Origin of the sequence: Solibacillus isronensis (assembly GCF_900168685.1) — a bacterium.
GTDB classification, from domain to species: Bacteria; Bacillota; Bacilli; order Bacillales_A; family Planococcaceae; genus Solibacillus; species Solibacillus isronensis_A.
Genome location: NZ_FVZN01000001.1, coordinates 22,197 through 41,394, shown reverse-complemented (window position 1 = coordinate 41,394; position 19,198 = coordinate 22,197). Strand labels below are relative to the sequence as shown.

General features: G+C 38.9%; 19 protein-coding genes. 18 read left to right on the top strand and 1 reads right to left on the bottom strand.

The features are described 5' to 3' along the window. Window positions 1-359: 359 nt before the first annotated feature. From rnmV to mfd, 15 genes are all read left to right on the top strand, one after another. Window positions 360-923, top strand: a complete 564-nt coding sequence (gene rnmV, locus B5473_RS00225) for a ribonuclease M5 (protein WP_079523139.1) — start codon at window positions 360-362, stop codon at window positions 921-923. After that, a complete protein-coding gene (rsmA, locus tag B5473_RS00220; protein ID WP_079523138.1) occupies window positions 916-1,803 on the top strand; it encodes a 16S rRNA (adenine(1518)-N(6)/adenine(1519)-N(6))-dimethyltransferase RsmA in 888 nt (295 codons plus the stop codon). The genes rnmV and rsmA overlap by 8 nt, the downstream gene beginning before the upstream one ends. 139 nt (window positions 1,804-1,942) lie before the next feature. Next, complete coding sequence (veg, locus tag B5473_RS00215; RefSeq protein ID WP_008408296.1) at window positions 1,943-2,200, top strand: biofilm formation stimulator Veg; 258 nt, start codon at window positions 1,943-1,945, stop codon at window positions 2,198-2,200. Window positions 2,201-2,307: 107 nt separating this feature from the next. Then, a complete protein-coding gene (locus tag B5473_RS00210) occupies window positions 2,308-2,496 on the top strand; it encodes a small, acid-soluble spore protein, alpha/beta type (RefSeq protein WP_079523137.1) in 189 nt (62 codons plus the stop codon). Between the two features lie 254 nt (window positions 2,497-2,750). After that, window positions 2,751-3,617 carry a 4-(cytidine 5'-diphospho)-2-C-methyl-D-erythritol kinase gene (gene ispE / locus B5473_RS00205; protein WP_079523136.1) on the top strand — a complete coding sequence of 289 codons (867 nt, stop codon included), beginning with the start codon at window positions 2,751-2,753 and terminating at the stop codon, window positions 3,615-3,617. A gap of 71 nt (window positions 3,618-3,688) precedes the next feature. Next, on the top strand, window positions 3,689-4,516 hold the full coding sequence (gene purR / locus B5473_RS00200) for a pur operon repressor (protein ID WP_079523135.1): 828 nt from the start codon (window positions 3,689-3,691) through the stop codon (window positions 4,514-4,516). Between the two features lies 1 nt (window position 4,517). Beyond that, a complete protein-coding gene (locus B5473_RS00195; protein ID WP_079523134.1) occupies window positions 4,518-4,892 on the top strand; it encodes a RidA family protein in 375 nt (124 codons plus the stop codon). Window positions 4,893-5,212: 320 nt separating this feature from the next. Further along, complete coding sequence (gene spoVG / locus B5473_RS00190; RefSeq protein ID WP_008408289.1) at window positions 5,213-5,512, top strand: septation regulator SpoVG; 300 nt, start codon at window positions 5,213-5,215, stop codon at window positions 5,510-5,512. 284 nt (window positions 5,513-5,796) lie between these two features. After that, on the top strand, window positions 5,797-7,167 hold the full coding sequence (gene glmU, locus B5473_RS00185; RefSeq protein ID WP_079523133.1) for a bifunctional UDP-N-acetylglucosamine diphosphorylase/glucosamine-1-phosphate N-acetyltransferase GlmU: 1,371 nt from the start codon (window positions 5,797-5,799) through the stop codon (window positions 7,165-7,167). A gap of 26 nt (window positions 7,168-7,193) precedes the next feature. After that, the gene (locus B5473_RS00180) at window positions 7,194-8,153 is read left to right on the top strand and encodes a ribose-phosphate diphosphokinase (RefSeq protein ID WP_079523132.1); all 960 of its coding nucleotides are present in this window, start codon (window positions 7,194-7,196) and stop codon (window positions 8,151-8,153) included. A 166-nt stretch (window positions 8,154-8,319) separates the two neighbouring features. Next, on the top strand, window positions 8,320-8,973 hold the full coding sequence (locus B5473_RS00175) for a 50S ribosomal protein L25/general stress protein Ctc (RefSeq protein ID WP_079523131.1): 654 nt from the start codon (window positions 8,320-8,322) through the stop codon (window positions 8,971-8,973). Between the two features lie 127 nt (window positions 8,974-9,100). Beyond that, window positions 9,101-10,312 (top strand): MFS transporter, encoded by a 1,212-nt coding sequence (locus B5473_RS00170; RefSeq protein WP_079523130.1) that lies wholly within the window; start codon window positions 9,101-9,103, stop codon window positions 10,310-10,312. Between the two features lie 72 nt (window positions 10,313-10,384). Beyond that, the gene (gene pth, locus B5473_RS00165; protein ID WP_039967424.1) at window positions 10,385-10,948 is read left to right on the top strand and encodes an aminoacyl-tRNA hydrolase; all 564 of its coding nucleotides are present in this window, start codon (window positions 10,385-10,387) and stop codon (window positions 10,946-10,948) included. Between the two features lie 59 nt (window positions 10,949-11,007). Continuing rightward, window positions 11,008-11,235, top strand: a complete 228-nt coding sequence (locus B5473_RS00160) for an anti-sigma-F factor Fin family protein (protein WP_079523129.1) — start codon at window positions 11,008-11,010, stop codon at window positions 11,233-11,235. A gap of 83 nt (window positions 11,236-11,318) precedes the next feature. Then, window positions 11,319-14,831 carry a transcription-repair coupling factor gene (gene mfd, locus B5473_RS00155; RefSeq protein WP_079523128.1) on the top strand — a complete coding sequence of 1,171 codons (3,513 nt, stop codon included), beginning with the start codon at window positions 11,319-11,321 and terminating at the stop codon, window positions 14,829-14,831. A gap of 72 nt (window positions 14,832-14,903) precedes the next feature. On the opposite strand, the gene B5473_RS00150 is transcribed toward mfd, so the two are convergent. Then, a complete protein-coding gene (locus B5473_RS00150) occupies window positions 14,904-15,215 on the bottom strand; it encodes a hypothetical protein (RefSeq protein ID WP_079523127.1) in 312 nt (103 codons plus the stop codon). 246 nt (window positions 15,216-15,461) lie between these two features. On the opposite strand from B5473_RS00150, the gene spoVT reads away from it, so the two are divergent. The 3 genes from spoVT to mazG all read left to right on the top strand — a co-directional run bounded on the left by spoVT (window position 15,462) and on the right by mazG (window position 19,193). Further along, window positions 15,462-15,998, top strand: coding sequence for a stage V sporulation protein T (gene spoVT, locus B5473_RS00145; protein WP_079523126.1), 537 nt, complete (start codon window positions 15,462-15,464; stop codon window positions 15,996-15,998). Between the two features lie 114 nt (window positions 15,999-16,112). Next, on the top strand, window positions 16,113-17,717 hold the full coding sequence (locus tag B5473_RS00140; RefSeq protein WP_079523125.1) for a putative polysaccharide biosynthesis protein: 1,605 nt from the start codon (window positions 16,113-16,115) through the stop codon (window positions 17,715-17,717). A 9-nt stretch (window positions 17,718-17,726) separates the two neighbouring features. Further along, window positions 17,727-19,193, top strand: coding sequence for a nucleoside triphosphate pyrophosphohydrolase (gene mazG / locus B5473_RS00135; protein ID WP_079523124.1), 1,467 nt, complete (start codon window positions 17,727-17,729; stop codon window positions 19,191-19,193). The last annotated feature ends 5 nt before the right edge of the window (window positions 19,194-19,198 follow it).

The following is a 19,198-nucleotide window of genomic DNA, read 5'->3' as shown; positions in this document are numbered from 1 at the left end:
AGGTGTAATTGATATTCAGTTGTATTATTTAATCAACAATCCAAAATGTATATCGGCTTTCTCGCTTTTTGACTGATGGCGAGGGAGCTTTTTTCATTGTGAAGGAAATATAGATTTTAGCATTGGGTATAACTTTGTAAGAAAGTTTTGTCCCCGCCTAGGCTAAAGTGCCAGCTCCTTGCACCATTAGGTCCCTCGTGCAAAAGTGGTGAAGCGTTTACTTTTGCGTCGGGCCCTCCAATGTCTGTCGGAGCTAAACGGGCGCTTTAGCACTTTTGTTCTTGAAGTTAGCACAGCGGTAACAAAGTGCAATCTATGGTAAAATAGCGAAAGACTAAGTTAGAAATGAGGAACGTTTCTTGGATATACAAGAGATTATTGTTGTTGAAGGAAAAGACGATACAACAGCGATTAAGCGTGCGACAGGAGCAGATACTATAGAAACAAACGGATCTGCAATTTCAGATGAAGTACTGCGCCGTATTGCACATGCCCAGAAAAAGAGAGGCGTCATTGTATTTACGGATCCTGATTACCCGGGCCGCCGTATTCGCGCAATTATAGAAGAGCGAATACCAGGTGTGAAGCACGCGTTTTTAGCAAAGGCGAAAACAATTGCCAAAAACGGCAAAGGTTTAGGGATTGAACACGCAAACGATGAGGATATCCGTGAAGCGTTAAGCAATGTTTATACATTGGCGGATTCCCAAATTGAAGAAAGAATTACATTGGAAGATTTAATGACAGCTAAACTGATCGGACACCCGCAATCAAAAAAACGTCGGGATCAGTTAGGGGAAATTTTAAATATAGGAATGACAAACGGCAAACAGCTTCATAAACGGTTGATGATGTTTCAAATAACAATCGAGCAGTTTGCAGAGGCAATTTCGCAATTAGATCAGGAGGATACGCATGCATAAAGACATTGCTACACCGGTACGTACAAAAGAGATTTTAGAAAAATACGGATTTTCATTCAAAAAGAGCTTAGGACAAAACTTTTTAATCGATCCGAATATTTTACGTAATATCGTAAGTCACGCTAATTTAACGGAAAATAGTGGAGCGATTGAAGTTGGACCTGGGATAGGTGCGTTGACAGAACATTTAGCCCGCGAAGCAAAAAAAGTCGTATCGTTTGAAATCGATCAACGCCTTTTACCTGTTCTGGAGGATACATTAAGCCCTTATGACAATGTAAAGATTGTCCATTCAGATATTTTAAAAGCGGATGTTGCACAAGTAATCGAAGAAGAAATGCCAGGTATTGAAGATATTATGGTTGTGGCTAATTTACCTTATTATGTAACAACGCCGATCTTAATGAAGCTTTTAAATGATCGTTTACCGATTCGCGGCTTTGTCGTAATGATGCAGAAGGAAGTAGCGGATCGCATTACCGCAAAACCGGGTACGAAGGCATATGGCTCTTTATCAATTGCAATTCAGTATTATGTATCAGCGGAAATTTCAATGGTTGTACCGAAAACGGTATTTATGCCACAGCCAAATGTGGATTCGGCTGTAATCCGCTTAATCAAACATGAAAATCCTCCAGTAAAAGTAATTGACGAGGACTTCTTATTTGAAGTATCCCGTGCTTCATTTGCACAACGTCGTAAAACAATTTTAAATAATTTACAAAACGGACTTGTTAACGGTAAGCAAAATAAAGAGCTTATCCTTCAAGCATTGGAAGAAGCTGGAATTGAACCGTCACGTCGTGGTGAAACATTGTCAATTCAAGAATTTGGCAAATTAGCGGACTGCTTATATCCACACTTTTGTGTACGACAATAAAGCGAATATCACATTAAAAAATTTTAAGAAATCTTAAGAAAAAAGTTGACGACTTTGTATCACGGTGATAAAATATTATATTTTATTGACATTTTAACTACATCATGGTACACTATTTTATAGTGAGGTGTATGCGAAAATGCCAAAAACGTTAGCAGACATTAAAAAATCATTGGATAGTCATTTGGGTAAACGTTTGCAATTAAAAGCAAATGGTGGTCGCAAGAAAACAATTGAATGCGAAGGCGTCTTAAGTGACACTTACCATGCAGTGTTCGTTATTGAACTAAAGCAGGAAGATAATGCGTGTAAGCGCGTATCTTACAGTTACACAGATATACTTACCGAAGCAGTAGAGATTACTTTTTTAGATGATGCTGTAGCTACCATCAAATAGTTTTTCTAGTACTTATTTTAATATTTTTAAAAAAGCGCTCATTTAAAGTGAGTGTTTTTTTCTTTTTTGCACATGCTAAAAGCGTCAACGAAAAGGAGGTTTTTTGCATGGCAAGACAAAAAATCATGTCGAGTCGTCTAAAGGAAGAGATTGCAAAAGAACTTGGATTTTACGACGTAGTTCAACGTGAGGGTTGGGGCGGTATTAAAGCTCGTGATGCAGGAAACATGGTAAGACGTGCGGTTGAAATGGCTCAAGAAAACTTAGCTAGACAATCGCAGAACAACCAAAAATAAGTTGACACAAAGATGGCACCATCGTAGGTTCTCGCTTACGGTGGTGTTATTTTGATTGCAGGAAAGCAATTTACTTAATCCTTAGAATGTCTTACTGCTGAATTGTCCGGCATGCATTTTTTTACGATAATTTGCGAAGAAAAGTGAATGTTTTCGTGCATAATACAAGGCTTCCGTATGGTAAAATAGGGGCAATAGAATTTTAATCGCGTATTACATATTATGCGTGCCTTATACAGTAGGAGGAATTTTCAATGTTATACGTAAAAGCACCCGCAAAAATTAACTTAACACTCGATGTGCTTTATAAACGTCCGGATCATTATCATGAAGTGGAAATGATTATGACAACGGTCGATTTGGCTGATCGAATTGGACTGGAATCACGAGCAGACGGCCAAATCAAAATTGTTTCGACAGATAATTTTGTTCCGGATGATCAGCGGAATTTTGCTTACCAGGCAGCAGAGCTTTTAAAAAATACATATGGTATTAAAGAAGGCGTAACCATTTCAATTGAGAAGCAAATTCCTATAGCAGCGGGTCTAGCGGGTGGAAGCAGTGATGCAGCGGCTACATTGCGCGGTTTAAATGAGTTGTGGGATCTGAATTTAACGTTGGACGAGCTTGCGGAACATGGAGCGAAAATCGGTTCTGACGTATCATTCTGTGTCTATGGCGGTACAGCTTTGGCAACAGGGCGCGGGGAAAAGATTAAAGAACTATCCGCACCTCCAACTTGTTGGGTCGTTTTGGCCAAGCCGAAAATTGGCGTATCGACAGCGGATGTATACGGTGGGCTGAATATTGAAGGGCTACAGCATCCAAACACGAAAGAAATGATTAAGGCGATTGAAACGGAAGATTATGAGCTAATGTGCAGTTCACTTGGAAATGTTTTGGAAACTGTAACATTTAAGCTTCATCCGGAAGTTATAACAATTAAAGAACAAATGCAGCGCTTTGGTGCCGACGCGGTACTAATGAGCGGCAGTGGCCCGACAGTATTTGGGCTAGTGGAAAATGAAGCACGTGTCAGCAGAATTTATAATGGGTTACGTGGTTTTTGTGAGGAAGTTTATGTGGTACGTATGTTAGGAGAACGAAATCCACTTGCATAAATACGTATAATTATGGTAATTTGACTATTAAATATTCGTATTTTAATAATTAGTGTTTAGGAGAGGGTCGCATGAAATGGAAGCGCAGTGAACGCCTTGTAGATATGACTTACTATCTACTTGAGCATCCACATCAGTTGATCCCGCTAACTTATTTTTCTGAGCTTTACAGTTCTGCAAAGTCTTCGATCAGTGAAGATTTAACAATTGTAAAGGAAACATTCGAAGAAAAAGGAATTGGGCTTTTAATTACCGTACCTGGTGCAGCAGGCGGTGTTAAATATATCCCTAAAATGGCGGAACAAGAAGTTCGTGATATAATTGGGGAATTTATGGGAGAACTTAGTCAATCCGATCGACTATTACCTGGTGGCTATTTATTTATGACGGATCTTTTAGGAAATCCGGAATTGATGAATCGCGTAGGTAAAGTATTTGCGAGCGTGTTTGCAGATCGTCAAATTGATGTCATTATGACCGTAGCGACAAAAGGGATTTCAATTGCACATGCGATTGCAAGACATTTAAATGTCCCGGTTGTTGTTGTACGTCGCGACAGCAAAGTGACTGAAGGTTCAACGGTGAGTATTAATTATGTATCAGGATCTTCTCGTCGTATTCAAACGATGGTTTTATCAAAACGTAGTATGAAAAGTGGCCAGCGTGTATTAATTACCGACGATTTTATGAAAGTCGGTGGCACGATGAATGGTATGAAGAACTTACTGGAAGAATTCGAATGTGAGTTGGCGGGTATCGCTGTATTAGTAGAAGCACAGCATGCTGATGTTACATTAGTAGATGATTACTATTCTTTAGTAAAACTGCAGGAAGTAAATGAGAAAGATCGCACAATAGCATTAAGTGAAGGTAATTTTTTTCAAAAGGAGAGAAATTAAAATGAAAACAGTTTCAGCAACAAATGCACCAGCAGCAATCGGTCCATATGCACAAGGTATTGTAGTAAATAACATGTTTTATTCTTCAGGCCAAATTCCACTGACAGCTTCAGGGGAACTTGTAGAAGGCGATATCGAAGTACAGACAAATCAAGTATTCGAAAACTTAAAAGCTGTTTTAGCAGCAGCGGGTTCTTCTTTAAACCAAGTTGTTAAAACAACAGTATTTATGAAAGATATGAATGATTTCGCTATAATGAATGAAGTGTATGCAAGCCATTTTGGTGAGCACAAGCCAGCTCGTTCTGCAGTAGAAGTTGCTCGTTTGCCAAAAGATGTAAAAGTTGAAATTGAAGTCATTGCATTAGTAAAATAATAATTTCTTTGTTCTAATTTTGAATAATATTGTTTATAGCTTAAATCCACGGCTTTCTAATTTTAGAAAAGACGTGGATTTTTTTTACTAAAAAAATATTTTGACTCTATTTACAGCAGTTATTAAGAAAATTCTCATAAATAAGTAGAATATTTAGTTTATTTTAATAATTATAAAAATTGTAGATAGAAAAAAATTACATTATATTGTATTCTATTGATAAATGATGTATTTTTAGAAATTTAATGGATGATAGAAGGAATATAATCTTTCATCCCGAATACTAAAAATTACACATCAAACTACAGGGGGTATAAATAATGGAAGTAACTGACGTAAGACTACGACGTGTTCAAACAGAAGGACGTATGCGTGCAATTGCCTCAATTACGCTAGATGATGAATTTGTCATCCATGATATTCGTGTAATTGATGGAAATACTGGTTTATTTGTAGCTATGCCTAGTAAAAGAACACCAGATGGCGAATTCCGCGATATTGCACATCCGATTAATTCGAATACGCGCAATAAAATTCAAGAAATCGTTTTGGAAGCTTTCCATGCATCTGCTGAAGAAAATACAGAGGAAACTTTGGAGCTTGAAGAAGTAAATGTTTAATATTAATTAGGGTCACTCATATGAGGAGGCTCTTTTTTTTATGAATTATTTTATATGCAGAAATGTTCTATAACAGAAAAGTAAAAACAACAATAAGATCGAAAATATACTGATTATTTACTTTTTCACGTAAAAATTTGCTGAATTAGTACACAAAAGAAAATGTGTCAAACTATTATAGATATTTTAAATTCAAACATTTGTCAAGTCTGAATACCTTGAAAAGATTATGAAATTGCTTTATAGTCATAAGAGAAAATGAGCTAAATTGGAGGACTTGTAATATGACGAATATTTTTGCGGTCGTGCTAGCGGCTGGTCAAGGTACACGAATGAAGTCCAAATTATATAAAGTGCTTCACCCAGTATGCGGAAAGCCAATGGTGGAACATGTAATCGATCATATCAGCTCATTAAATGTTGAGCGTGTCGTAACTGTTGTAGGACATGGTGCAGAGCTGGTAAAAGAAACACTTGGAAATAAGAGTGAGTATGTTTTACAAGAAGAACAACTAGGTACAGCGCATGCAGTTCAGCAAGCTGAGCCGATTTTAAGCGGACTTAGCGGAACTACACTTGTTGTATGTGGTGATACTCCTTTAATTCGCCCTGAAACAATGCAGGCACTGCTTGAACAACACGCATCTCAAAATGCAAAAGCAACTATTTTGACAGCGGTTACAGATGACCCGACTGGCTATGGTCGTATTTTACGTAACGAACAGGGACAAGTGTCGCAAATTGTTGAACAAAAAGATGCTACATCTGAACAGCAGCTTGTGAAAGAAATTAATACAGGCACATACTGCTTCGATAATGAAGCTTTGTTTGAAGCACTTAAGCTCGTTAAAAATGAAAATGCACAAGGTGAATTCTATTTACCGGATGTTATTGAAATTTTGCAAAAGCAAGGTGAAACAGTTGCAGCTTATGTAACTGAAAACTTTGATGAAACGCTTGGTGTAAATGACCGCTTTGCTCTGTCTCAGGCAGAGGAAGTTATGCGTGCACGTATTAACGAACGTCATATGCGCAATGGTGTAACGATTATTAATCCGATTTCTACACATATTAGTGCAGATGCAGTAATCGGAAGTGATACGGTTCTTTTACCTGGAGTGATCATTGAAGGAAAAACGGTTATTGGCGAAGATTGTAAAATTGGTCCGAATAGTCATATTGTCGACAGTCAAATTGGTAATGCAACAACGATTCATAGTTCAGTTGTACTAAACAGCCAAGTCGGCAACGAAACAGCAGTAGGTCCGTTTGCACATTTACGTCCGGAATCTTCATTAGGAAACCATGTTAAAATTGGTAATTTCGTTGAAGTGAAGAAGAGTACGTTAGGTGATGATACGAAAGTGTCTCATTTAAGCTATATTGGCGATGCAGAAGTCGGCAGTAACGTAAATATTGGCTGCGGTTCAATCACTGTTAACTATGACGGTAAAAACAAATATAAAACAACTATTGAAGACGATGTATTCATTGGATGTAATTCGAACTTAGTGGCTCCGGTAACATTGAAAAAAGGTTCTTTCATTGCTGCGGGGTCGACAATTACTAAAGAAGTTCCGGAAGATGCATTGGCGATTGCACGTGCTCGTCAGGAAAACAAATTAGGCTATGTAAGTAAATTAAATTCAAAATAAAATTAACTAAAATACAGGAGGCCATCATGCCGTATCAATACGCTGACTCAAAATTAAAAATCTTCTCATTAAATTCTAACAATCCACTTGCCAAAGAGATTGCCGATGAAATGGGTCTAGAACTAGGGAAATCATCTGTTAAACACTTCAGTGATGGAGAAGTCCAAATTAGCATTGAAGAAAGTATTCGAGGAATGGATGTATTTATCGTTCAATCTACTTCTGCACCTGTTAATGAGCATTTAATGGAACTTTTAATTATGATTGATGCTGTTAAACGTGCATCTGCTCGTACAGTAAACGTTGTTATGCCTTACTATGGCTATGCACGTCAAGACCGTAAAGCAAAAGCGCGTGAACCAATCACTGCTAAATTAGTAGCAAACTTACTTGAAACTGCCGGTGCAACTCGTGTAATCGTATTGGATCTACACGCACCTCAAATTCAAGGTTTCTTTGATATTTTAATCGACCATTTAGTGGCTGTACCACTACTTGCTGAACATTTCGGGACAAAAGGATTTAATGAAGAGGAATTAGTTATTGTTTCTCCAGACCATGGTGGTGTAACACGTGCGCGTAAATTAGCAGAGCGCTTAAAAGCTCCAATTGCAATTATTGATAAGCGTCGTCCAAAACCAAATGTGGCAGAAGTAATGAACATTGTTGGTAATGTAGATGGTAAAGTATGTATTTTAATCGATGATATTATCGATACGGCAGGTACGATTACGATTGGTGCAGAGGCATTAATTAAGAGCGGTGCTAAAGAAGTTTACGCATGTTGTTCACACCCTGTATTATCAGGTCCAGCAATTGAGCGTATTGAAAATTCTCCAATTAAAGAATTAGTTGTAACAAACACAATTCAATTATCGGAAGAAAAACTATCTCCAAAAATTCAGCAATTATCAGTTGCAAAATTAATGGCAGATGCAATCTCTCGTATTTACGAAAATAAATCTGTAAGTACATTATTTGACTAATCAATAGCAAAACAGCTTAGGAATTTTATTTCCTAAGCTGTTTTTTTATTTCCTACTATCTTTATAGGCAAATATTTGCAAAAAATCTGACAATTGATTATGTTTAGGGTGGACAAGGATAGGGTAAATGTATCTTTGTATAATTATTTAAGGGGGACGATGGAATATGACTACAGTATTACAAGCAACGAAGCGAGAAACTGGGAAACGTTCGATATTAACCCAACTTAGAAATGAAGGCCAACTGGCAGGTGTGCTATATGGCTATGAAACTAAAACAACACCAATTTCGTTGGATTATAGAGATACTGCTAAAGCAGTTCAAACATATGGTTCAACAAGTGTGTTTAAAATTGAAGTAGGCGGGAAAAGAGTAAATGCAGTACTTACTGATATCCAACGTGATGCACTAAAAGGACATGTGAAGCACGTTGACTTCCTTGCTATCAATATGAAAGAAGAACTTGAAGTGGATGTTCCAATCGCATTTATCGGAACTTCAGTTGGTGTAAAAGAAGGTGGAGTAATTACTCAACCTAACCATACATTGAAAATTAAAGTGAAGCCAAGCGAAATTCCAGACACAATTGAAATCGATGTATCCGAATTAGCAGTTGGTGAATCGTTATCTGTGGGTAATGTTCGTAATCAATTTACAGCGTTTACAATTGTAGATAATGATGACTATACATTAGCAACGGTAACACCGCCAGCAGCACCAGTTGAAGATGTTGATGCAAATGCAGATAATGTAACAGCCGATGATCTTGATGCAACGGGAGAAAAATTATCGCCTGAAAAACCAGGCAGAGAAGATTAAGCAATTGGACAGGCCGCTCTATTATATAGAGCGGTTTTTTAATGTTAAAAAAATACTTCGACATCCGAAGTAAAATAAGTATAATAAAATGGAGATGAGTAAATATTAAGAAAAATTAGAGGTCTTTATGAGAACACATAATGAAAAAATGAGTATTTACCACGGGATGGCATCAGCTGTTGCACAAAATACTTCAAACAGCTACATTCCGATTTTTGCAATGACGATTCTTGGTGCGACAAATTACCAGGTTGGGTTGATCAGTTCTTTGCCACCGTTAATTACATTGCTTATGACGTTGCCGGCTGCCATTTTACTAAACCGTGCATTTGAACAAAAAAGGCTCGTTGCTTTCTCTGTATTGGCAGCACGCTTTGTTTTCCTGCTAATTGCTTTTATTAGTTATGTACCAGGCAGTTTTGGTTCATGGTTGCTGCTTGGCCTGATTGCTGCGATGAGTGTCCCGAATACGATGGCTAATATGGGGTGGCAGTCATTTATCGGCAATATTATTGAGGAAACGCGTCGAGCCCAGTTTTTCAGTGACCGTAATCGCTTGCTTACAGTTGTAGGCCTATTTGTTACATTAACAATTGGCATTGTTATGAAAGACATGACCGCTAATCGGATAGCTTATCAAATACTATTCATGTTTACTTTTGTAATCGGGGTTGTTGAACTGTATTTTTTATTAAAGCATGATGAACCAGCGCGTGAACTGAATGTGGAAAAGAAACGTGCAATGGATTGGTCGATTTTTAAAGACAATAAATATGTCCTGTTTTTAATTGTTGCGCTTGTTTTTAACTTTGGCTGGCAAATGGCATGGGGTGTTTTTAATATTTATAATGTTCGTTATGCAGAAGCAACAATCTTTTGGATTAGTATGTTCAACGTTGCAAATATGATTGCCCAAATTTTTTCATTTTCGCTTTGGCGTAAATGGTCGCAAAAATATGGCAATATGAGTGTCTTCGTCTGGGTTGCTTTTGGTATGTCGACAGCACCATTACTGATGGTTTTATCGACTAACCTATATTATTTAGTCGCAATGTCCTTTCTTTCCGGGTTGTTTGTTTCAGGAACGGTTTTAATATTGTTTAATCTATTACTGGAAAATTCACCGCAGGAAGTCCGCACATATTGTATAACAACCTATAATGTGCTGCTGGCAGTCATTGCATTTTCTTCTCCGCAAATCGGGATTTGGCTGCTCGAAACTTACTCGATGGAAATAGCGATGTATTTATCAACAGCAGTTCGCTTTTTTGCAGCAGTAGGCTTTTTAGTGCTCTTCCTTGTAAGGAAAATGCGCGAGAAATCATTGGCACAATACTAGAGGACGATACATACTTTTCAGGAGCATATATGATAAAATAAAGGCGATTAGAGAAAAAGGATGCGATTACTAGTGAAATTAATTATTGGTTTAGGAAATCCGGGAAAACCATATGAACATACACGCCATAATATAGGTTTTGATGTGATTGATGAATTAGCCAATCGATGGAATGCACCATTAAATCAAACTAAATTTAATGGTATGTATGCAACGGTTCATCGTCCTGAAGGAAAAGTCATTTTATTGAAGCCACTAACATATATGAATTTATCAGGAGAATGTGTTAGACCTCTAATGGATTATTTTGATATAGAAATTGAAGATATTATTGTTATTTATGATGATTTAGATCTGGAAACGGGTAAGTTAAGATTACGCGGCAAAGGAAGCGCTGGGGGACATAACGGGATTAAGTCATTAATTCAGCATTTAGGGACACAGGAATTTAACCGAATCCGTGTCGGAGTAAGTCGCCCGCCAGCAGGTATGAAAGTCGCGGATTACGTATTGGCCAAATTTTCTAAAGAGGATCAGCCAATTGTAAAAGAAGCTGTCGAAAAGAGCTGTGATGCTGTGGAAACAGCTTTAACAAAGCCGTTTTTAGAAGTGATGAACAAATTTAACGGCGCATAAATTAATCAAAAAATGGTTAGACTTTAATATACATAAGTGTTTAAAGGAGGCCATGGGAGATGCCTGTACGCTACCGCTGTAGACATTGTGAGGTAGAGATTGGTACTTTGCCTTTCGATGCAGAAGAAACGGTTCAAAAGCTTCATTTGTTTGAAATAGGTGAAATCGATGAATTCATTAAAAAAAATGAGCGGGGAGAAACGACCGTTTACAGCATTTGTGAGCATTGTGAAGATTCATTGCGTCAGTTTCCCGATTACTATGCGTTAAAAAGATGGTTACAGTAGAGGAGTTGCTTTGGTCGCATAAACTGCGCCAAGGCTTTTTCCATTTTCGTTTTCATTATCGAAAAAGAGAAGGGGGACTAGACGTGGATACGATACATCAAATATTTAAAAAAGATAAACAGATTGATAATATGATAGAGCAAATTCAAAAGGGTCAAGCAAACGATCACCTCATTACGGGGTTAACGGGAAGTGCAAGACCTGCATTGATCCATACAATCTATCAAGAGACAAATAAATCGATTTATATCGTGTCCTCAAACCTATTGCAGGCGCAAAAGTTAGTAGATGATTTGACTGCATTAGTTGGTGAAGGGCATGTTCATTATTACCCTGCTGAGGAGTTTATCGCAGCAAATATGACGACTTCTTCCCATGAGCTGCGTGCACAGCGTATTGCTACATTAGGGCGTTTAGTCAATCAGGAACGCGGAATCTACATTATTCCAGTTGCAGGTATGAGAAGTATGTTAAGTTCACCTCAAAAATGGCTTGGATACGAACTTTACACTTCTTTAGGCCAAGATGTCGACATCAATATTTGGTTAGATAAACTTGTTGAAATGGGCTATACGAGAAGTGAAATGGTTACAACACCAGGTGAGTTTGCGATGCGCGGAGGGATTTTGGATATTTATCCGCCATATGCACAAGATCCGATCCGTATTGAGTTATTTGATACGGAAGTAGATTCGATTCGTACTTTTTCTGCCGATAATCAGCGCTCAATTGAAAAATTGAATGATATCAAAATTTTCCCGGCCACAGAGCTTCTTTTAACGAAAGAAGAGCGTATAAAACTTGCAGAACGCCTGGAAGGGTCATTGGCAGCTAGTTTAAAAAAGGTGCGTAAAAAGGAAACGCAGGAATTGCTCATGCAAAATATTCAACATGATATTGAGCTGCTGCGTCTTGGCCATCTGCCGGATTATATTGCAAAATATGGCTCGCTTTTATTTGAACAGCCGTATTTCTTAGGCGATTACTTTAAAGAGGACGGTCTTGTTTTATTTGATGAATTGGGCCGTATTCAGGAAGTAATGGAAGCCTGGGAACGTGAAGAAAATGAATGGTTTGTTTCATTGATTGAAGGGGGGAAAATGCTTCACGATGTAAAGCCATCCCATTCTTTAAAAGAAGTGCTTTCAATGCTGAAACAGCAGAAAATGTATTTCGCATTATTCACAAGAACATTTGCAGGCATCACTCTTAAAAAGACAGTCAACATTTCCTGTAAACCGATGCAGCAATTCCACGGGCAAATTGCCTTACTGCAAAATGAAATCGAACGTTGGTCAAATGAAAAATTCATCGTGTTATTTACGGCCAGTTCAGAAAGCCGGATAAAGGCGATGCAAAATTTACTGGATGATTATCATATAGCGTCAACAATCGGTTATGCTGATGCACCGGGTATTTATTTAGTCAATACGGCATTGTCGTCAGGTTTTGAGCTGCCATTACAGAAAATAGCGGTTGTTACGGATGATGAGCTCTTTAAACAGCAGGCTAAGAAAAAATCACGGCCACAGCAGATGACAAATGCTGAACGAATAAAGTCTTATACCGAAATTAAATCAGGCGATTATGTTGTACACGTACATCACGGTATCGGGAAATATATTGGCATCGAAACACTTGTTGTGAATGGTACACATCAAGATTATTTGCATGTACGCTACCGTGAGGACGATAAGTTATATGTACCTGTAGATCAAATCGAACTGATTCAGCGTTATGTGCCATCAGGTGAAAAAGAACCGAAACTCCATAAACTAGGCGGCACGGAATGGAAGAAAACACATAAGAAAGTTTCAAATGCAGTACAGGATATTGCAGATGATTTAATCAAACTTTACGCAAAGCGCGAAGCAGAAAAAGGTTATGCCTTTTCTCCGGATTCCGATGAACAACGAAGCTTTGAGGCGGCTTTCCCATATGAGGAGACAGAAGATCAGTTACGTACAATTGCTGAAGTGAAAAAGGATATGGAGCGGGAACGTCCAATGGATCGCCTCGTTTGCGGAGATGTAGGATACGGAAAAACAGAAGTTGCCATTCGTGCTGCATTTAAAGCCATTTTAGATGGCAAACAAGTGGCGTTTTTAGTGCCGACTACGATTTTGGCACAACAGCACTATGAAACGATTTCGAAGCGTTTTGAAGACTATGCGATCAATGTAGGGCTGCTTAGTCGTTTCCGCACGAAAAAGCAGCAGACAGACACGTTAAAAGGCTTAAAAGAAGGTACAGTTGATATGGTGATCGGTACACACCGTATTCTATCGAAGGATGTAGTATATCAAGATTTAGGCCTGCTTATCGTCGATGAAGAGCAGCGTTTTGGTGTAACACATAAAGAGAAGATTAAGCAGTTGCGGACAAATGTCGATGTACTGACGTTAACAGCAACACCTATTCCGCGTACATTGCACATGTCAATGGTAGGGGTGCGTGACTTGTCGGTTATCGAAACACCGCCACAAAACCGTTTCCCTGTCCAAACATATGTAATGGAGCATAACGGCGCGCTTGTGCGTGAAGCAATTGAGCGTGAAATGGCGCGCGGTGGACAAGTGTTTTATTTATATAATCGTGTAGAGGATATTACAAGAAGAGTAGAAGAAATTCAGATGCTCGTTCCGGATGCACGAGTTGCCTTTGCGCATGGGAAAATGACAGAGGCAAAGCTTGAATCGGTTATTCTATCGTTTATAGAAGGTGAGTATGATGTTCTTGTCACAACAACGATTATCGAAACAGGTGTAGATATTCCAAATGTAAATACTTTAATTGTTCATGATGCGGATCGTATGGGTCTTTCTCAGCTGTATCAGTTGCGAGGGCGTGTAGGGCGTTCAAATCGTATTGCCTATGCGTATTTTATGTATGAACGTGATAAAGTTCTTACTGAAGTGGCAGAGCAGCGTTTACAGGCAGTAAAAGAATTTACGGAATTAGGATCAGGCTTCAAAATTGCGATGCGTGACTTATCGATTCGCGGTGCCGGGAATTTACTTGGTGCTCAGCAACATGGCTTTATCGATTCAATCGGTTTTGATTTGTATTCGCAAATGCTGGAAGAAGCAGTTGAAGAACGTCGCACCGGTGTGAAGAGAGAAGAGAAGCAGGATGTCGAGATTATGCTGCATGTTGATGCGTATATTCCAGACGCGTATATTCCGGATGGCTACCAAAAAATCCAGATGTATAAACGGATTAAAGCGATGGAACGCATAGAGGATTATTTGGAAATTATTGATGAACTACAAGACCGCTTTGGAGATTTACCGGTTGAAACAGAGCGTCTGATGCGTGTGGCCCGTATGAAAGTTTGGGCAAAAGAGGCAGATGTGCTTTCAATAAAAGAAAAGCAGCAGGTTGTATCTATTATTCTTTCGGAAGAAGGAACGGCCAATACAAACGGTGCGCAAATTGTTGAGCAATCAATGGAGTTTGGTCGTGCAGTCGGCTTTGGAATGGAAGGAACACAGCTAGTAATTACAGTAGATTACAATAAGTGCGGGAATCACCTGCCATTTGAAGTAGTAGAAAAAATGATGCAAATTATTGCGTCTGCGAAAAAAGATTCATAAAAAAGAGAGGAAATATTAAAAGTTTGCGACTTTTAACATTTCCTCTCTTTTCGTTTGGATACAGAAAATGAATTATAAGAAGGATTGTTGCACACTATAATGTACTCCGTTCGAATAATTTAAGCGTTGGAGCAGTTCTTCGCGGTTACGGTGTTCTTCACGCATTTCTAATAACTGTTTTTCTCTTGTCGTGGAAGCAGAAACTAAATCGCGCTGGCCATTTGGCTTTTCTAAGTAACGTTTAAAAATACCGTTTTCAAATTTTGAAATAGCTGTAGACCGTTCTTTTGATAAATCCGGGTAATAGGCTAAATGAGTGCCTGCATAATATTGTTGCTGGCGATATGCATCCGGTGTTGATGTAATACGATCGACTCTTACCATTACTGCACCTCCAAAAAGATTGTTTTATTTTGTCTATTGCCTCTTTCATAAAAACAAAACATAAAATAAACGAAAACGTTGTAATTTCCTATAACAGGTTTCAAAAATATAGGTATTTCATCATATTTGTATCAGCATATAAGAATTATTATTTTATCGCTTTCGAACAATGCATAGTTTCATGTATTTCTTTCCATACTAGGAGCATCATGCTGTGAATTGATGGAAAGTGAGGGAACATGAACGATGAAAGCAACAGGAATAGTTCGCCGCATCGATGATTTAGGTCGTGTTGTTATCCCAAAAGAGATCAGAAGAACACTTCGTATCCGTGAAGGGGATCCCCTTGAAATTTATACGGACCGCGAAGGAGAAGTGATTTTAAAAAAATATTCGCCAATTAATGACTTAGGCGAATTCGCACAACAATATGCGGAATCATTATTTGAAACATTAGGTACCCCAACATTAATAAGTGACCGAGATGAAGTAATAGCCGTTGCAGGCGTTTCGAAAAAAGATTATGTGACGAGACGTTTAACAGTATTTGCAGAAGATATTATCAAAAACAGGTCACCTGTAAGTGAGAAGCTGGAGATGTCGATTGAACTTGTAGCAGGACAGTATGAACAAGTGAAATCTTATTGCATCGTACCGATAGTTTCGAATGGAGATCCGATTGGTGCTATTTATTTAATATCACGGGCCCATTTTATCGGTGAAGTCGAACAAAAAACTGCTGAAACAGCAGCCAACTTTTTAGCAAAGCAAATGGAAAACTAAAATCACTTCAAAACGTCCATATTAATGGGCGTTTTTTTAATTCCTCGAGTAAAATTAGCAAATGGTTTTCATGATATAATTAGTACATTGTATGAAATAGAGGAAGGAAATAGAATGACTTCGCAAAGTTATGGTATGAAAAATTATATGAAGGGTGCTCTACTTCTGACAGTAGCAGCGCTATTAGTAAAAATACTAAGTGCCATCTACCGGGTTCCTTATCAAAACTTAGTAGGTGATCAAGGATTTTATGTGTATCAGCAAGTGTACCCGTTTATCTCATTTTTTGTCGTATGGACATCAAGCGGATTTGCTGTTGCCATTTCCAAAATGCTCGCTGATATTGAAGGGCGAGGTGGTACATTTGAAGAAAAACGATCTGTATCGCACATTATCTTTTACTATTTAACAGCACTGGCTCTTATCTTCTTCTGTCTGTTATTTTTTGGTGCGCAGCCATTAGCTAATTTGATGGAAGATCCTCAGCTGGCCGGACTATTGCAAGTTGGCTCTTTTATTACGTTATGTATGCCACTTCTTGCTGTTTTAAAGGGCAACTTCCAATCGGAAAGTAAGATGCAGCCAGTTGCCTATGCTCAAGTGTTCGAACAGATGATTCGGGTATCGATTATATTAGTCGGAACAATTGTTTTGATGCAGTACACACAATCTGTTTACGCAGCGGGGAAAATGGCGATGCTCGGTACAGTTGTCGGGGAAATAGCAGGTATTGTCCTGCTGCTCTACTTTTTGAAACGGCAGTATCAGCCATCTGGAAAAATAGTTCGTGTGAAAATTTGGCCGATTTTAAAAGAGGTCACATTATACAGTATCGCGATCAGTATGAGTGCGCTGCTATTATTATGCTTCCAGCTTGTAGATTCATTTACGATATATAAAATGCTTGTCCATTCGGGAATGCCTACACTAGAAGCGATGGAAGTGAAGGGGATTTATGACCGCGGACAACCGCTTGTACAGCTTGGAATCGTTATTGCTACTTCTTTATCGCTGGCCATTGTACCGCTCGTTGCATTAAAGGCAAATCAGCCTAATGGTCGCGGTGCAAAGCCGTTTATCCAATTGACTTTCCGGAGCTCCCTCATATTCGGAGTTGCTGCGGCACTCGGATTAATACTTGTTATGCCTTACGTGAATCAAATGCTGTTTAAAACAGATGCCTATTCAAATGTGTTGAAGCTTTATTCGTTTCAAATTATTCCATTATCGATTATTTTAACGTTTACAGCAATTTTACAAGGCTATAGTAAATTAAAGGGGCCAGCCGTTTTTTTAGGGCTCGGAATCGTATTAAAATGGATAGGGAACATTATTTTAATCCCGCATTATGATGTGTTGGGCGCGGCAATAGCGAGTAATATCGGACTGATTTTTACAGCCGCCGCACTTATCGTTTATTTAAAAAAACTGACGGCGATCCGTCTGGCGAATCGCTCGTTTTATAAAAAACTGGCCATTGCCTGTCTCGTCATGATTGCCGTCGTACAAGGTGCTGTTTATAGCTTAAACAGCCTGTTTACCGGCTTGTTTAGTCGCTTTGATGCACTTATTTACAGCGGTGTGCTCGTCATGCTAGGCGCAGGGGCTTTTATTACAGCAGTCGCAAAAATGCGTGTATTAACAGAGAAGGATTGGTTTTTAATCCCGCTCGGCAGAAGAATGGCTGCATATCAACTATTGTTAAATCGAAAGAAGTAGGTGTATAACTTGAATCAGTTAACCGTTATTGGCTTAGGAGCAGCCGATTTTGAACAAATGCAAATGGGTGTTTATAAAAAAATCAAAGCAGCCAAAAAAATATATGTCCGAACAGAGGACCATCCTGTCATCCAGGACTTAAAACTGGAAGGGATCGAGTTTACGAGCTTTGATGATGTGTATATTAAGCATGGCTCGTTCGGTCCCGTTTATGAAGAAATTGCAAAACGTCTTATTGAGGCTGTAGCACAAGAGGGCATTATGTATGCTGTTCCGGGACATCCGCTCGTAGCAGAGCAGACAGTCCAGCACTTAATTGAAGCGGACCAGAGCGGGCAGATCAATCTTGTAATCGAGGGCGGACAAAGCTTTTTGGACCCGATTTTCGGCGCTTTAAAAATTGATCCGATTGAAGGGTTTCAACTATTGGACGGGACGAGCATGTCGATCCATGATATGAACATGCGTCAGCACATTTTGATTGCCCAAGTGTATGATTCGTTCAGTGCATCAGAAGTAAAGCTCACATTAATGGAAAAGTATCGTGATGACTATCCAGTAACGATTGTGACAGCAGCGGGTTCCTCACAGGAGTCGTTGCGCACTGTGCCGCTTTATGAGCTAGATCAGGCAGCTGAGATCAACAATTTAACGACGGTATATGTACCACCTGTTCAATCTGATGAGGAAGCATTACGAGACTGGACAACATTCCGTCAAATCATTGCAACATTGCGTGGTCCAGACGGTTGTCCTTGGGATCAGAAGCAAACACATGAATCATTAAAAAAATACTTATTGGAAGAAGCGCATGAGTTTTTAGCAGCGGTCGATGCCGAAGATGACTTTGCTATGGTTGAAGAGCTCGGCGATGTCCTTTTACAAGTGTTTTTACATGCGCAAATCGGGGAAGATAACGGTTATTTCACATTGGAAGAAGTGCTTGCATCGATTAGCGAAAAAATGATTCGCCGCCATCCGCATGTATTTGGGGATGTGACTGCAGAAGATGCGGAAACTGTAGTAGCCAATTGGGAAGCAATTAAAAAGCAGGAAAAAGGCCATGCAGATGACGAACCATTATTAAAGAATGAATATAGTCCGTACTCATCGCTTCAAACATCGTACAATTACCAGAAAAAAGCGGCGACAGTCGGTTTTGATTGGCCTAATGCTGACGATGCATGGGAGAAGTTTACGGAAGAATGGCAAGAATTCCGCGATGAAATAACGCAAGGTAATGAAATAAGCCGTACCGATGAATTCGGGGATGTATTATTCACACTTGTGAACATCGCACGCTTCTATAAAATTTCACCTGAAGAAGCGATGCTACATGCCAACGAAAAATTTGCACGTCGCTTTCATTTTGTTGAGCAAAGTGTAGCAAAGAGCGGCAAGGCGTTCAGTGATTTTACATTAGAGCAGCTGGATGCATTTTGGAATGAAGCAAAACAACTGGAAAAAGGGGAGTAAATGGG

Excerpts from the sequence above, each read along its gene's own strand:
- rsmA (WP_079523138.1), top strand. The coding sequence starts at position 916 with ATGCATAAAGACATTGCTACACCGGTACGTACAAAAGAGATTTTAGAA.
- veg (WP_008408296.1), top strand. The coding sequence starts at position 1,943 with ATGCCAAAAACGTTAGCAGACATTAAAAAATCATTGGATAGTCATTTG.
- B5473_RS00210 (WP_079523137.1), top strand. The coding sequence starts at position 2,308 with ATGGCAAGACAAAAAATCATGTCGAGTCGTCTAAAGGAAGAGATTGCA.
- ispE (WP_079523136.1), top strand. The coding sequence starts at position 2,751 with ATGTTATACGTAAAAGCACCCGCAAAAATTAACTTAACACTCGATGTG.
- purR (WP_079523135.1), top strand. The coding sequence starts at position 3,689 with ATGAAATGGAAGCGCAGTGAACGCCTTGTAGATATGACTTACTATCTA.
- B5473_RS00195 (WP_079523134.1), top strand. The coding sequence starts at position 4,518 with ATGAAAACAGTTTCAGCAACAAATGCACCAGCAGCAATCGGTCCATAT.
- spoVG (WP_008408289.1), top strand. The coding sequence starts at position 5,213 with ATGGAAGTAACTGACGTAAGACTACGACGTGTTCAAACAGAAGGACGT.
- glmU (WP_079523133.1), top strand. The coding sequence starts at position 5,797 with ATGACGAATATTTTTGCGGTCGTGCTAGCGGCTGGTCAAGGTACACGA.
- B5473_RS00180 (WP_079523132.1), top strand. The coding sequence starts at position 7,194 with ATGCCGTATCAATACGCTGACTCAAAATTAAAAATCTTCTCATTAAAT.
- B5473_RS00175 (WP_079523131.1), top strand. The coding sequence starts at position 8,320 with ATGACTACAGTATTACAAGCAACGAAGCGAGAAACTGGGAAACGTTCG.
- B5473_RS00170 (WP_079523130.1), top strand. The coding sequence starts at position 9,101 with ATGAGAACACATAATGAAAAAATGAGTATTTACCACGGGATGGCATCA.
- B5473_RS00160 (WP_079523129.1), top strand. The coding sequence starts at position 11,008 with ATGCCTGTACGCTACCGCTGTAGACATTGTGAGGTAGAGATTGGTACT.
- B5473_RS00150 (WP_079523127.1), bottom strand. The coding sequence starts at position 15,215 with ATGGTAAGAGTCGATCGTATTACATCAACACCGGATGCATATCGCCAG.
- spoVT (WP_079523126.1), top strand. The coding sequence starts at position 15,462 with ATGAAAGCAACAGGAATAGTTCGCCGCATCGATGATTTAGGTCGTGTT.
- B5473_RS00140 (WP_079523125.1), top strand. The coding sequence starts at position 16,113 with ATGACTTCGCAAAGTTATGGTATGAAAAATTATATGAAGGGTGCTCTA.